The sequence below is a fragment of the Embleya sp. AB8 genome, from assembly GCF_049739465.1.
Lineage (GTDB): Bacteria > Actinomycetota > Actinomycetes > Streptomycetales > Streptomycetaceae > Embleya.
Genome location: NZ_JBMHHY010000007.1, coordinates 87691 through 101106 on the forward strand (window position 1 = coordinate 87691; position 13416 = coordinate 101106).

Genomic DNA, 13416 nt, shown 5'->3' on the forward strand with positions numbered 1-13416 from the left:
GGGGTACTGGGGGCGGGTCCGGGGCCGGCAGAGCCCGGCGGGCGGTCACTGCGCCGGGAGCACGAGGGTCGAGGTCGGCCGGGCTCGTTCGGCCGGGCGATCGGTCGCGGCGTACAACTCGGCCACGTCCACCGCGAGGAACCCGTCGAATTCGCGGGCCAGTTGGGCCTCCCACACGGCCCGGCCCGCGTCCGGCCGGCCGTCGGCGCGCAGCGCGTTGCCCAGCATCGCCGAGGGCAGGTAGCCGGGGTCGATCCGGTGCGCGTGTTCGGCGAGCCGGACCGCCTCGCCGGTGTCGCCGAAGCGCCGGATCAGCCCGGAGGCCATCGCCGAGAGCAGCGCGTGGTCCGGATGACGGGCGGTCACGGCCCGTACCAACTGCTCGAACGGCCGGAACGGGGGCTGCTCCTCCTCGGGCAGCGGGTCGGGCAGGAAGCCGGCGAGCCGGGACACCGCGTAGGCCATCCCGTCCGGGCCGAGTCGCTCCACCACCTCCGGTCCGGTCAACCTGGCCGCCTCGGCCCACGGCATGGTGGGCTCGAACCGGGTCGCGGTGGCGATCAGTGCGACGGCGGCGTCCCGGTCACCGGCCGCCGCCTCCACGTGGGCCCGGCAGACCAGGGCGCCCAGGTAGACCTCACCCTCGAGCGGGAAGAGCCGACGTGCCGCCGCCGGTCCGCCCGCCTTCGCCGACAACTCGGCCAACGCCTCGTGCAGCTCCGGCAGTTGCGGATTGCCCAGCATGGCATCGGCCGAATGCCGCGCCGCGTGCGGGAGATCGCCGTCGTGCAGGGCCGGCCGGGCCACCGCCACCTCCCCCTCGGCGGCCAATCGCTCGTCGCCGCACTCCGGGTGCTGCATGGCCCCACTCCCCGCCTGTCGCAAGACCGTCTCGATCGCCGAGGCTGTCGGCCGGGCCCGCCCGAGGACGGGTACGGGCGGCCGGGCCCGAGCACCGCAGCGCACTGTCGGAGCCCGGCGATACCCTTTTTGCATGGATCAGCAGCGCCTTGCCAACCTTGCCCACCTTCGTCGGGCGCGGGATCTGGTCGATCGGGAATACGCACGGCCACTGGACGTGCCGACGATGGCCCGCCGCGCGCTGATGTCGCCGGGGCATTTCTCCCGGGAGTTTCGGGCGACCTACGGGGAGACGCCGTACAGCTACCTGATGACGCGGCGCGTCGAACGGGCGATGGCCCTGTTGCGTGGGGGCATGAGTGTGACGGACGCGTGCATGGCGGTCGGGTGTACCTCGCTCGGGTCGTTCAGCTCGCGGTTCACCGAGTTGGTGGGCATGACGCCGAGCGCGTACCGGGCCCTGGGCCATCACGCCGTGTCCGCGATGCCCGGGTGTGTGGCCATGGTGCGGACCCGACCGACCAGGTAGCCGCCGATCGGGATCGATCAGGATCATCGATCAGGATTGAAGAAGCGGACCGCGTGGGCTCCACCTAGCGTTGGCCGCATGAGCATTTCACTGCAGTATTGCCACGTCACCGTCAACGACCCGGACGAGTCGCTCGGGTTCTATCGCGACGCGCTCGGCCTGGAGGTGCGCAACGACGTCGCCTCGGACGGGTTCCGCTGGGTCACCCTGGGCAGCGCGGCCCAGCCGGGACTCGAGATCGTCCTCTCCGAGCCGCACGCGGGCCGGCCCCAGGCCGACGGGGACGCCCTCCAGGAGCTGCTGACCAAGGGTGTCCTGCCGATGATCGTCTTCAGCACCGACGATCTGGACACGACCTTCGAGCGGGTCCGGGCCTCCGGCGCCGAGGTGCTCCAGGAGCCCATCGAACAGCCGTGGGGTCCGCGCGACTGCGCGTTCCGGGACCCGTCGGGCAACATGGTCCGCATCTCGCAGGCCGCCAAGGCCTGACCGGAGAGCCGTACCGAACCGCAGGGCCCCGACCGCGTGAACGGCGCGGTCGGGGCCCTGCGGTGTCTCGATTGCGGCTACCCGGCCGGGCGACGCCTAGTCCGTGCGCAGCGCCGTCAGCACATCGAGCCGGGCCGCTCGGCGGGCGGGCCAGGCGATGCCGACGACCGCGGCCCGCAACCGCGACACCCCCGCACCGTGCGCGGCGACGCGCGGTGCGGGGGTGTCGGTGGTCCGCCGAGGGTCAGTGGTGCAGGCCCTGTTCGATGGCCTCGATGATCCTCGGGCGCAGTTCCGCCGCGCTGATGATCGCGTCCACCGAGCCCACCTCGACCGCGCGGCGGATGCTGTGGGTGCGGTCGAACTCGGCCGCCACCTCGCCCAGTTTCTCCACCCGGACCGCCGACCGGACCTCGGCCAGGCGGGCGTTCAGCGCCGCCCGTTCCGCGCCTTCGGACCCCGAGACCCGGGCCTGGAGGTCGGTCACGCGCGGGTCGGTCGCGGTGCGGTTGTTGACCTCGCCGGAGAAGACCACGGCCGCCGCCGGCGCGCCGCCGAGCACCGACGCGAACGAGCCGTCCAGGGCCAATACCGTCATCTGCGGGTTGAGCGCCTTGGAGAAGACCACGAACGCGCCGCCGTGGTAGCGCGAGATCACGCAGAACACGATCGGGCCGGTGAAGTTGACGATCGCCCGGCCGATCTCCGCGCCGTATTCGAGTTGCAGCTTGCGCATCGATTCGGGCGAGCCGTCGAAGCCGGACAGGTTCGCCAGCACCACCAGCGGCCGGTTGCCGGACGCCGCGTTGATCGCGCGCGCGGTCTTCTTCGACGAGCGCGGGAACAGCGTGCCGGCGGTGTAGGTGTCCGGGCCGTCCGTGGGCGGGAAGCCGCGCCGGGGCACCGACCGCGATTCGATCCCGATCAGGCACACCGGCCGGCCGCCGATGTGTACGTCCTGCACCACCGAGGTGTCCGCGTCGGCCATCCCCGCCCACCGCTCCAGCACCGGGTGGTCCTGGTCGGACAGTGCCCGCATCACGGTCCGGATGTCGAACGGCTTCTTGCGGTCCGGGTTGTGCGTCGCGGAGAAGATCTCGCCGACGGTGGCGAAGTCGCTGTCGGCGACCGAGTGCGGGAAGTCCGAGACGTCGCGGTCGAACGGGTCCTCGGTGTCCGCCCGACGCGGCGCCGACTCACCCGGCACCACGTACGTGTGGTCGTAGTGCGCCATCAGCACGTCCCGCGCGGCCGGCAGGTTGGGCGCCCAGTACTGCGCCTGGCCGTTGGGGCCCATCACCCGGTCGTAGCCGCCGATGCCGAAGTTGTCCTCCGCCGAGACACCGCCGGAGAAGTCCAGGGACTGCTTGCCGGTGAGCACCATCGCCGAGTCCGGCGTCATCACCAGGATGCCCTTGGTGTGCATCAACATCGTCGCCTCGGCGTTCCAGTACGGCTGGGCGCCGACGGTGATCCCCGCGACCACGATGTTGATCTCGCCGCCGTCCTGGGTGAACGTGACGATCCGCTTGAGCGCGGCGGCCACCCAGTCCATGTTCTCGGTGCCGGAGGACATCGAGATCCGGGCGCCGGCGGACAGCGCGAACCACTCCAGCGGGACCCCCATCCGCTCGGCCAGGTCCAGCCCGGCGATGATCCGCGCGCACTCCGGCTCCGAGACCGCGCCCAGCGCCTTGGTCGGGTCGCCGAGCAGCACGACGCGGGTGACGCCCTCGGGGTGCCGTTCGGTCGGCGTGCGGACCACACCGGCCACGATCGCCGCGGTGTTCTTGCCCCTGGGTCGATCCACCGGTACGAGCGCGCCGTGCTCGTCCAGGTCGTGTTCGACGAAGCCGCCGTCGGGTCCGGCGAGCAGGCCGGTCAGTTCGTACGGGTAGGTGTTGCCGCGGCGGGCCGCACGCAGCACCTTCTGGCGGTAGTCGTCCAGCGGTTGCAGCGGCTCCGTCGACGGCTCGCCGACGTGCAGGGTCGCGCCGTTGCCCGGGTCGAGGGTGATCCGCACCTCGACCTCGGCCAGTTCGCCGGCGGAGGTGCGCCGCCGGGCGACGAACTGGACCTCCTCGAGGCCCGCTCCGGCGGTGGTCGGCAGGATGCGCTGGACCAGCGCGTTGAGTTCGTCGGCGGACAGTTCGGTCGACGGCCAGACGTACATCATGATCCGGTTGGTGTCGAACCGCTTGTTCTGCGGGCGTTGCGCCTGGATGTTGCGGATCGCGTCCAGGCCGGCGGTGACCGCGTCCTCGACCGCGGGCAGCGCGATCAGTCGACCGTCCGCCTCGCGCAGCGGGGTCAGGTCGCGGACCTGGCCCATCGCGATCAGCCGCTCGTCGGCCGGGTTGCTCTTGGCCACCGCCTTGAACAGGTAGACCTCCTCGTCGGCGGACGGCAGCCGGGTGAGGTCGAACTCGCGCAGCCGCTGGAGTTGCAGGCGCTGCGCGATCTGCGGGTGCAGGCCGCGGATCAGCCGGTCCTCGACGAAGCCGGACCCGGCGGCGCCGGCGCCGCCTTCGGGCCGGAAGGTGAAGTGGTGGTGCATCACCGCGCCGCTGATGCCGGTGACGGTGGCGGTGATCCGGCGTACGCCGACCGGCAGTTCGTGTTCGGCCAGGAGTGCGCCGATCCGCTCGGCCATCGTGTCCACGTCCGGCTGGTCCTGCCAGGTGACGTACAGGTCGGCGACCAGGCCGCGTTCGGCCACATCGGCGGCGAACGTGCCGACCGCGCCGATCGCGTCCGACAGCGCGGCGACGTCCACCGCCGTGGTGACCACGCGCGTCGCGCGCTCCGGGCCGGTGTGCTCGGCGGTGACGAACCGGCAGCCGGCGCGCTCGACTTCGGTGACCTCGGACAGGCCGCGGTTGCCGTAGTAGCGGCGGGTGAGCACCTCCAGGAGCGGCGCGGAGCGTTGGCCGGGTCGGCCGATCCGCTGGCCGATCAGCCGGATCAGCGGCTCCGGGCTGGCCACCATGGCCTGGATCCGCTCCGCGCGGTCCGGCGCGTCGGGGTATTCGTCCAGGTGCCGCAGATCGGCGCGCACCGCGGCGTAGACCTTGGCCCGGTTGCGGCGCAGCAGCGGCTGGGCGAACCAGCGGAAGACCACGCCGCGGGCCAGGTCGGACACTGCGGGGAAGCGCACCTGGGTGGCCTCGATCAGGTGTTCCAGGGTGAGCCCGGCATGCTCGGCGAGCGGCTCGAGCGGCGCTGCGCCGGCCAGCCATTGCAGCAGCAGTTCGGAGACGATCGCCACGTCGGTGGACATCCGCTGCTGGGCCAGGAAGATCCGGAAGACCGCGGCTTCCAGCTCCGGGGTGCGGTCCAGGTCGGTGATCCCGTAGTGGCCGAGCATACGCTTGAGCTTGGTCTGGAACGCCTCGGTGACACCGGCGCGTTCGACGTCCAGGCTCTGCAGGTAGCTGTGGAAGTATTCGCGCGGGCTGTGTACCGGGCTGCCCTGTTCGACCTCGACGTCGTCCCCGGGCTTGTTGCGGCTCAGCTCGGACAGGTCGGCGAAGACGGTGAGCAGTTCCACCTCGCCCGGCAGCGGCAGGCCGCCGAGTTCGGCGCGGGCGGCCAGGTAGCCGGAGAGCACCCGCTTGTGGTCCTGCGGGTCGACGTCGAAGCCGAGCAGCAGGCTGCGCAGGTCGCGCAGGCCGCGTTCGACCCGCTCGGCGGCGGATACGTCGGCGGCTTCCACGGGCAGGTCGATCTCGATGCTCTCGGCGGCGCCGGCGGTCTCCTCCTCGGTGCCCTCGTCGGCGAGCGGCTCCAGGCGCATCAGCGGTGCGCCGGTCTCCACCTGGCTGCCCACCGCGACCGGGCATTCGCGCACCCGGGCCCGGAACGGCGCGCGCAGCACCGTCTCCATCTTCATGCTCTCGAGCACCAGGATCGGCGCGCCGGCGGCCACCTCGTCCCCGACGGACAGCGGCGTCGCGACGACCAGGGCGGGTGCGGGTGAGCGCACCACGCCGCCCTCGTCGCGGCTGATCCGGTGGGTGACGCCGTCGACCTCGACCAGGTGGATCGGCCCGTGGGTGGCCGACACCAGGCGGAAGCGGTGTCCGTTGACCACGATCCGGCCGCTGTGCGTGTCGAACCGTTCGACCTCGACGTCGGCCGAGTGCACGCCGGCGGCGTCGAAGACGCCGACCCGGAAACGTTTGTGGCCCACCCGGGCGACGCTGACCCGGTAGGCGACGCCGCGCAGTTCCAGGTCGAGCGGGCGGCCGCTCTCGTGCTGCACCTGCGGACGCCCGCCGCGCGCGGTGGAGAGCAGTCGCTGCCGGCTGACCTCCTCCTCGTCCTGGTAGGCCTCGATCGCGGCGGCGGCGAGCGCGATCGCCGAGTGCCGGTGGGTGACCAGGCGGCCCTCGGCGCGGACCCGGTCGATCCAGCCGGTGTCGGCGCTCGCGTCGATCACCTCGGGCTGGTCGAGCAGGTCCAGGACGAAGCTCTTGTTGGTCGCGCCGCCCTCGATGATCACCGTGGTCTCGGCCATCGCCCGGCGCAGTCGGCCGAGCGCCTGGTCGCGGTCGCGGCCGTAGGCGATGATCTTGGCGATCATCGAGTCGAAGTCGGCCGGGATGGTGTCGCCTTCGCCGACGCCGGTGTCGACCCGGATGCCGGGGCCGGTGGGCAGCACCAGGCGGGCGATCCGGCCGGGCGCGGGGGCGAAGTCGCGGTCGGGGTCCTCGGCGTTGAGTCGGGCCTCGATGGCGTGGCCGGCCTCGGCCGGCTGGTCGCCCTCCAGCTTCCCGCCGCCGGCCACGTGCAGTTGCAGGCGGACCAGGTCGGTGCCGGTGGTCAGTTCGGTGATCGGGTGTTCGACCTGGAGTCGGGTGTTGACCTCCAGGAACGCGAACAGTTGCTCGCCGGGGTGGTAGAGGAACTCGACGGTGGCGGCGCCTCGGTAGCCGACGGCCAGCGCCAGTCGCTCGGCCGACGCCTTCAGTTCCGCGGTCTGCGCGGGGGTCAGGATCGGGGAGGCGGACTCCTCGATGATCTTCTGGTTGCGCCGCTGTACCGAGCAGTCGCGCACGCCGAGCGCCCACGCGGTGCCCTGGCCGTCGGCGATGACCTGGACCTCGACGTGCCGGGCGCCGGTGACCAGGCGCTCCAGGAAGACCACCCCGGAGCCGAACGCGCGCAGCGCCTCCTGGCTGGTACGCAGGTAGGCGTCGGTCAGGTCGGCGTCGGAGGCGACCATCCGGATGCCGCGCCCGCCGCCGCCGGCGGTGGCCTTGAGCATCAGCGGGTAGCCGATCTCGCGGCCGGCCCGCAGCGCGTCCTCCAGGGTGGCCACCTCGCCGCGGCTCCACGGCGCGACCGGGACGCCGACCTCCTCGGCGATCAGCTTCGCGCCGATCTTGTCGCCGAGCTTGCGCATCGCCTCGGCGCTGGGGCCGACGAAGGTGACCCCGATCCGCTCGCACAGTTCGGCGAACGCCGGGTCCTCGGCGACGAAGCCCCAGCCCACCCACGCGGCGTCCGCTCCGGTCTCCACCAGGGCCCGCTCCAGGACCGCGTGGTCGAGGTAGGGGCGCGCCGAGGCCGGGCCGAGGGAGTAGGCGATGTCCGCTTCGCGGACGAAGGTCGCGTCGCGGTCGGAGTCGGTGTAGAGGGCGACCGTCTCGACCCGCCTCCCGGTTTCCGCCGAAAGATCCCGGACGGCGTGGATGAGCCGCATCGCGGCCTCTCCACGGTTGACGATCGCGACACGACTGAACACCGCTTGAGCCTCCCAAGTACACACACGCGCAGAAGGCGACGTCCGGATCACGGAGCGCCGCCTCCACCTATCTATAGCCTGCTCGATCGCCGGCGGATGCACCATGTGCCCCACCACGCATGGCGGGGCCGTTGTGTTGTGGGAACCCCACAAAAAGCGACCCGGGGCCCACGGTCGGGTGACAGGTTCGCGCAAGGTCTGCGACAAAACACACAACCGTGTCCTGTCGAACGAGACGCCGGTGCGAGCCGGCCCGGCGGGCGCGAGCGGCTCGGCGGGCGCCGCCGGTCTATTCGATCACCACCACCCGGGCCCAGTCGGGTGGCACGTCCGGCTCGTAGTCGGGATCGTCCTCGACCGAGGACGCGTGGGGTCGCGGCCGCAGGAAGAGCCCGACCACCGTCCGGCACGGGGGCCGCGCGGCGGGCCACGGCGTCTGCCCGTCGGTGAGCACCACGACCACGTCCGGGCGGGGCCGCGTGCGCAGCGCGGTGGCGAAGCCGGTACGCAGATCCGTGCCGCCGCCGCCCACCAGCGGGATGTCCTCGGCGCGGCACAGGGGGTGTACGGTCGGCGCCGCCGCGTCGCACGCGATCACGCTGACCAGGTCGCGTCGACCGCCCACGGTACGGGAGATCGCGGCCACCTCCAGGAGTGCGCTGCCCAGTTCGGTGTCGCTGACCGAGCCGGACGTGTCGATCACCACCGCGACCCGAGGCGGCCGGCGGCGCAGACTGGGCAGCACCGCGCCGGGCACGCCGGCCGAGCGCCGGGCCGGCCGGCCGTACGAGTAGTCCTGGCCCGCGCCGGAGCCCGAGGTCGCCGCGCGGACCGCCGCGCCCAGCAACTCCCGCCACGGCTGCGGCGGATGGAACGCCTCCTCGGCCCAGCGCCGCCACCCCTGCGGGGCGTCCCCCGGCCGCCCGGCGATGCCCTGCGCGACCCGGAAGCGCACCGCGTCGCGCTCCTGCGCGCTGAGCCCGTACGCGCCGTCCGGTCCCAGCTCCCATTCCCGGTCCAGACCGTCGGCGCCGCTGCCGCAGTCCAGCCAGACCAGGCCCTGGGTGAGCGGCCCGAGCCGGAACTGACGCAGGTAGTCCTCCATCAGCTCGCCCTCGGGCAGCCCCAACGACGCGGGGGCGACCGCTCCTTCGGGTCGGGCCAGGCCGTCGCCGTAGATGTCGTCGTTGATTTCCAGGTCGGCGGCGATGTTCATCCGCAACCGCTCCCCCGGGCCGGTCAGGCCGCGTTCGCGAGCGACTCGATCGCTTCGGCCGTGGTGGTCGCGCAGCAGGTGGGACACCTCGTGTACCCACACGCCGGCGAGTTCCTCGACGGGGGTGTGGTCGACGAACGCGGGCGAGACGTAGCAGCGCCAGTGGCGGTCGACGGCCATCGTCGGTACGGTCCGTGACTCGACGCAGTGCAGTGCGAACAGGGCGGTGGCCAGGTAGGGGCGGGCCCGGGCGGCGTGCAGGCGGGCGGTGTAGAGCTTGTCGAGGTCGAGCCCGCCCGCGGCCCGGTGCGCGCCTTCGCGGGCGGCTTCGGGCGCGGCCTCCTTCAGCGCCGGTCGCGGGGTCATCGGCCCACCCTCGCGGCGACCTTCGCGGCGACCGCGACCCGGGCCGCCGCGTCGTCGGCCCGGCGGGACAGGGACACCACGCCGGCGAGCCGTTCGATCGAGGCCGGTACGTCCCAGTCCTGGCGGCGCAGCGCGGCCAGGGTGCTCGCGGGCACCACCACCAGGTCCGGCGCGCCGGTCTCCAGCGCCCGAACCAGCAGCGCCCAGGCCGCGTCCCAGCGTGCCTTGTCCGGATGTTTGCGGACGGCGGCCACGACGCCGTCGAGGACGGCCTGGCGCAGATCGCCGCGCTCGGGCAGTTCGGCGCCGGCCGGGTCGGCGAGCAGGTCCTCGGGGTCGGGCAGGTCCATCCGGTCCAGACCGGCCAGCAGTTCAAGGCCCGGGCCGTCGCCCACGGTGCCCCGGACCAGCATGGACACCACCTCCCGGGAGGAGCCGGCCGCGGTCGCGAAGGCGACCAGGGCCAGGGTCATCTCCCAACTGCGCGGCGATGGCCACGGGCCGCCGCGGCCGGCCTCGTTGGTGGGCAGGCGGTGCACCAGCGTGGGGCGCGCGGTGAGCAGTTCGCACACCGCGCGGCGGGCCACGGCGACCGCCTCCGGCAACCGGGCCGGGTCCAGGCGGGGCATGGTGGCCCGGGGCCAGATCCCGCCCAGGCCGCGGATCACCACGTCGTGGTCGTGCACCCACTGGAGATGTACGAAGCGGTTGGCCATCGGCGGGCTCAGCTCCCAGCCGTCGGCGGCCGAGGCGCGCGGGTTGGCGGCGGCCACGATCCGTACGCCGGGCGGCAGTTGCAGGGCGCCGATCCGGCGTTCGAGGACCAGGCGCAGCAGCGCGGCCTGGACCGCGGGCGGCGCGGTGGACAACTCGTCCAGGAACAGCAGCCCTCGGCCCGCCCGGACCAGGCGCACCGCCCAGTCCGGCGGGGCCATCGGGACGCCGTTCCCGGCCGGATCGTCGCCGACGATGGGCAGTCCGGAGAAGTCGGACGGCTCGTGCACGCTGGCGATCACCGTGGTCAGCGGCAGGTCCAGGGCTTCGGCGAGGCGGGTCAGCGCGGCGGTCTTGCCGATCCCCGGCTCGCCCCACAGCAGGACCGGCAGGTCGGCGGCGACGGCCAGGGTCAGCGCCTCCAGTTGCAGGTCGGGGCGCGGTTCGGTGTCGGCGTCGCGCAGCAGGGCCAACAGCTCGCCGGCCACGTCGAGTTGCGGGGTGTCGACGGCTTCGGGCAGGGCGTGCGGAGCATATGTCGGCATATTTGGTCACCTTTGGGCTCGTGGGAGGGCGCGGATCGCCGGCCGCCCGGGTCATGAAGTCCCCGGGTCGGCGGGTCCCGGGTCAGCGGTAGGACGCGTGGTGCGGACGGGCGCGGCCGTCGCGGGGCGTGGGGCGGCGTCGATTCGGGCGGATCCGGTCGAGGTCCGGGACGGGTCTGGACCCGGGTCCGGTGCCGACCAGGCCCGCGCGGAAGAGGCCGTAGGTGATCCGACGTCGTGCGGCGGCTTCCAGTTCGTCGCGCAGCGGGCCGTCGCGCAGCAGCGCGTCGGGGCCGAGCAGGCGCTCGACGACGGCCAGTGCGCCGGCCGTGTCGCCGTGGTCGAGGCGTTCGCGGACGCCGGTCAGCCAGTCGGGTCGGCGGTGCGCCGTGTCGATCGCCTGGAGACAGGGCAGCGGGGTGCCGGTCAGCTCGGCCAGCAGTTCCTCGCGGCGGATCTCGACCGGGTCGTGGTCCAGCGGCACGAGTACGCCGTCGACCACGCCGATCCGGTGCCGGGCGCCCCGGCAGTCCACGAGGTGGGGTCGGTCGGCGCGGTACGTACCGGCCGGTGTGTGGTCGGGCACCAACTCCCGGGCGACCAATGGGTGCAGCCGGTCGGCCCGGATCGCGCCGGTGCGCAGCAGTTCCAGGTCGGGGAGGACCCAGGTGGCCGCGTCGGGCAGGATCGGCAGGCCGGCGATGGAGCGGTCGGCGGAGGTGGCCGCGATCCGCCAAGTGGGCGGCCCGGGGCCGTCGTTGTCCGCGACCACGGCCAACCCGAGCCGATGCCGCCCATCGAGCCGCACGCCGACGCGGCCGGCGGACCGGCCCTCGGCCCGGAGCAGGATCCCCGCCTCGGCCGCCCACCGATCGACCGCGAGGTGCTCCCCCGGCCGGGGCTCGTGGTCGGCCCCGGACCGGACCGACAACTCACCGACCCGGCGTACGTCCCACAGATGTCGGTGCAGGTCGAGGCGAAATCGCCGATGCGGACGAAGACGCGGATACCACCGACGCCGCGGGCCGGCCTCGCCGCGGGAATCGTCCCAGAGCGCGAGACTGATCCGCTGCCCGGCATCCGCCCACGCGGGCGGCGTCCGAGCCACGAGACACAGGGCGTCGTCGTACCGCACCAAAGCGATGGTCAGCCCCGGACGCAACAGCCCGTCGGGCGCGATCCTCGGCATGTGCCAACGCAGCAGATCGGGAGCCAAATGCCGCAGATCATCCCGAATCCGGGCGGCGATGTCGTGGCCATGGTTGCGCGCCACGACCCGCAGCTCGAAGTCGACATCGACCCGCGCGGCGGCGCACGCCCCGGCCCAGTCCCCGACACAACGGCGGGCGGTGGCAAGCTCGATCATGGATGGCGGCACGGCGAACTCGCGCACGCGCGGCCAAAAGGAAAAGCGGGAATCCCCATTCGCAAGCACAGTGAGCATCAGCACTCACCTTGCGCGGATGGGACCCCCATTCTGTACGTGCCAGCAGAAAGAGTAGTCATCGCCGTGAGCATAGCGGCCCGCTGCCCACCCGGCCAGGAATTTCCGTCACCGGGCCGGCGCAGTGCGGTTCGACCCGCGGCCGGCCCCGGCCCCGCCGAAGCAACCACCCAACCACCCGACCGGGCACCGGAGTCGGGCCGGCGCAACGCGGGCCGGCCGCCGGGTCCCGGTGCCGGCCGGGCTCGGCGGCCGACGTGGGATCACGGGTGCCCGCCGGTGGGGCGCGGCCCGCGCCGCGGCCCTGACGGCACGTCAGGAACAGCCCGGGAGCCCGGACCGACGCACCCAAAATCCCAAATCCCCGGGATGACCCGCCCCGGAACGTCGGGCAGTGATCCATGATCGTTCAGGCGGACGGCGTCTGTCGGCCATCGTGTTGCGCCATGGTCTTGGCGGCCGGACAAACTCGGTACGGCCTCGGCACGACAGAGGAGTTCGGTGGTCATGAAGCTGATGGTCAAGGGTCTGCGAACGATATTGCGCGGCGTGACGGTCGGCGCGACCGGCGTCGCGCTGTGTGCGACGCTCGGCCTGGCCGGCACGGCACACGCGGCGGAGAGCGAGCGCCGTCCGGACCCGGCGTTCCCGGCCACGATCTCCGGGTGGCAGCCGATCGGGAAGTACGAGATCGACGCCCAGTCGCAGGCCCAGGGCCTGGCCTCGGTCCACCCTCGTGGCGCCAAGCCGTACACCTACTACGCGGGCAACACCTCGATCCCCGCCCCCGTTCGCGAGCGCGGTTGGTCGCACATCGGCGACCCGGACTCCTCGCGCGGCTACCTGTTCGACGCCTACCAGGGCGGCGGCGACGCGACGGCGAAGATGTTCCGGGTGACCACGCCCACCGGTGCCGCCTACGAGTACGTACACCCCCTGGCCCCGGGCGAGGCGATGAACAACTCCTTCGCCGCGGTGACCCCCAACGGCCGGTGGATGGTCTCCGGCGAGTGGGACACGATGAACCGCCTGCTGGTCTTCCCCACCCCGCTGCTCAACCCCGCCACCCCGCGCACCGGCGGTGACCTCGCGCTGGCCGCGACCATCGAACTGGACCACCCGATCAAGGACATCCAGGGCTGTACGTTCCTCGACGCCAAGCGCCTGCTGTGCGCGTCGGACGACTCCGACGGAAAGTTGTTCCCGGCCACCAAGCCGCTCCTCCAGGTCGACCTCAAGAAGGAGCTGAACGGAAAGACGGTGACCGGCCACGTGACCTCCCTCGGCAGCCTGCCCCAACTCAGCGCCTGCCCCGGCGCATCGGCCGACTTCGAGACCGAGGGCAACGACTACGACCGGAACACCGGCGTGCTCCGCGTCGAGATGATCCCGCCGCGCAACTGCGCCGCACACGCGACGGTGTACGAGTTCAAGCGGAAGCGCTGACCGGGACACCCGACGGCGCGTCGATCCGCCGGTTCCCGCCCGGTCGCCGAGACGGCC

At 72.9% G+C, this 13416-nt stretch carries 8 protein-coding genes; 3 read left to right on the top strand and 5 right to left on the bottom strand.

Annotated elements, in window-relative coordinates; all coding sequences use genetic code 11:
* Nucleotides 1-45 precede the first annotated feature (45 nt).
* The gene (locus tag ABIA38_RS11930) at nt 46-861 is read right to left on the bottom strand and encodes a tetratricopeptide repeat protein (RefSeq protein WP_424638513.1); all 816 of its coding nucleotides are present in this window, start codon (nt 859-861) and stop codon (nt 46-48) included.
* Between the two features lie 133 nt (nt 862-994).
* Between ABIA38_RS11930 and ABIA38_RS11935 the strand changes: the two genes are divergently transcribed.
* Together ABIA38_RS11935 and ABIA38_RS11940 are read left to right on the top strand one after the other, a co-directional pair.
* Complete coding sequence (locus tag ABIA38_RS11935) at nt 995-1390, top strand: helix-turn-helix transcriptional regulator (RefSeq protein ID WP_424638514.1); 396 nt, start codon at nt 995-997, stop codon at nt 1388-1390.
* A gap of 78 nt (nt 1391-1468) precedes the next feature.
* Entirely contained in the window at nt 1469-1879 is a 411-nt protein-coding gene (locus tag ABIA38_RS11940) for a VOC family protein (protein WP_424638515.1), read from the top strand.
* Nucleotides 1880-2123: 244 nt separating this feature from the next.
* On the opposite strand, the gene ABIA38_RS11945 is transcribed toward ABIA38_RS11940, so the two are convergent.
* From ABIA38_RS11945 to ABIA38_RS11960, 4 genes are all read right to left on the bottom strand, one after another.
* Nucleotides 2124-7679, bottom strand: coding sequence for a carboxyl transferase domain-containing protein (locus ABIA38_RS11945; RefSeq protein ID WP_424638516.1), 5556 nt, complete (start codon nt 7677-7679; stop codon nt 2124-2126).
* Nucleotides 7680-7917: 238 nt separating this feature from the next.
* Nucleotides 7918-9210, bottom strand: a complete 1293-nt coding sequence (locus ABIA38_RS11950) for a DUF2201 family putative metallopeptidase (RefSeq protein ID WP_424638517.1) — start codon at nt 9208-9210, stop codon at nt 7918-7920.
* Complete coding sequence (locus tag ABIA38_RS11955; protein ID WP_424638518.1) at nt 9207-10469, bottom strand: AAA family ATPase; 1263 nt, start codon at nt 10467-10469, stop codon at nt 9207-9209. The genes ABIA38_RS11950 and ABIA38_RS11955 overlap by 4 nt, the downstream gene beginning before the upstream one ends.
* A gap of 82 nt (nt 10470-10551) precedes the next feature.
* Nucleotides 10552-11913 (bottom strand): hypothetical protein, encoded by a 1362-nt coding sequence (locus tag ABIA38_RS11960; protein WP_424638519.1) that lies wholly within the window; start codon nt 11911-11913, stop codon nt 10552-10554.
* Nucleotides 11914-12420: 507 nt separating this feature from the next.
* Here ABIA38_RS11960 and ABIA38_RS11965 point away from each other — a divergent pair.
* The gene (locus tag ABIA38_RS11965; protein WP_424638520.1) at nt 12421-13359 is read left to right on the top strand and encodes a hypothetical protein; all 939 of its coding nucleotides are present in this window, start codon (nt 12421-12423) and stop codon (nt 13357-13359) included.
* The last annotated feature ends 57 nt before the right edge of the window (nt 13360-13416 follow it).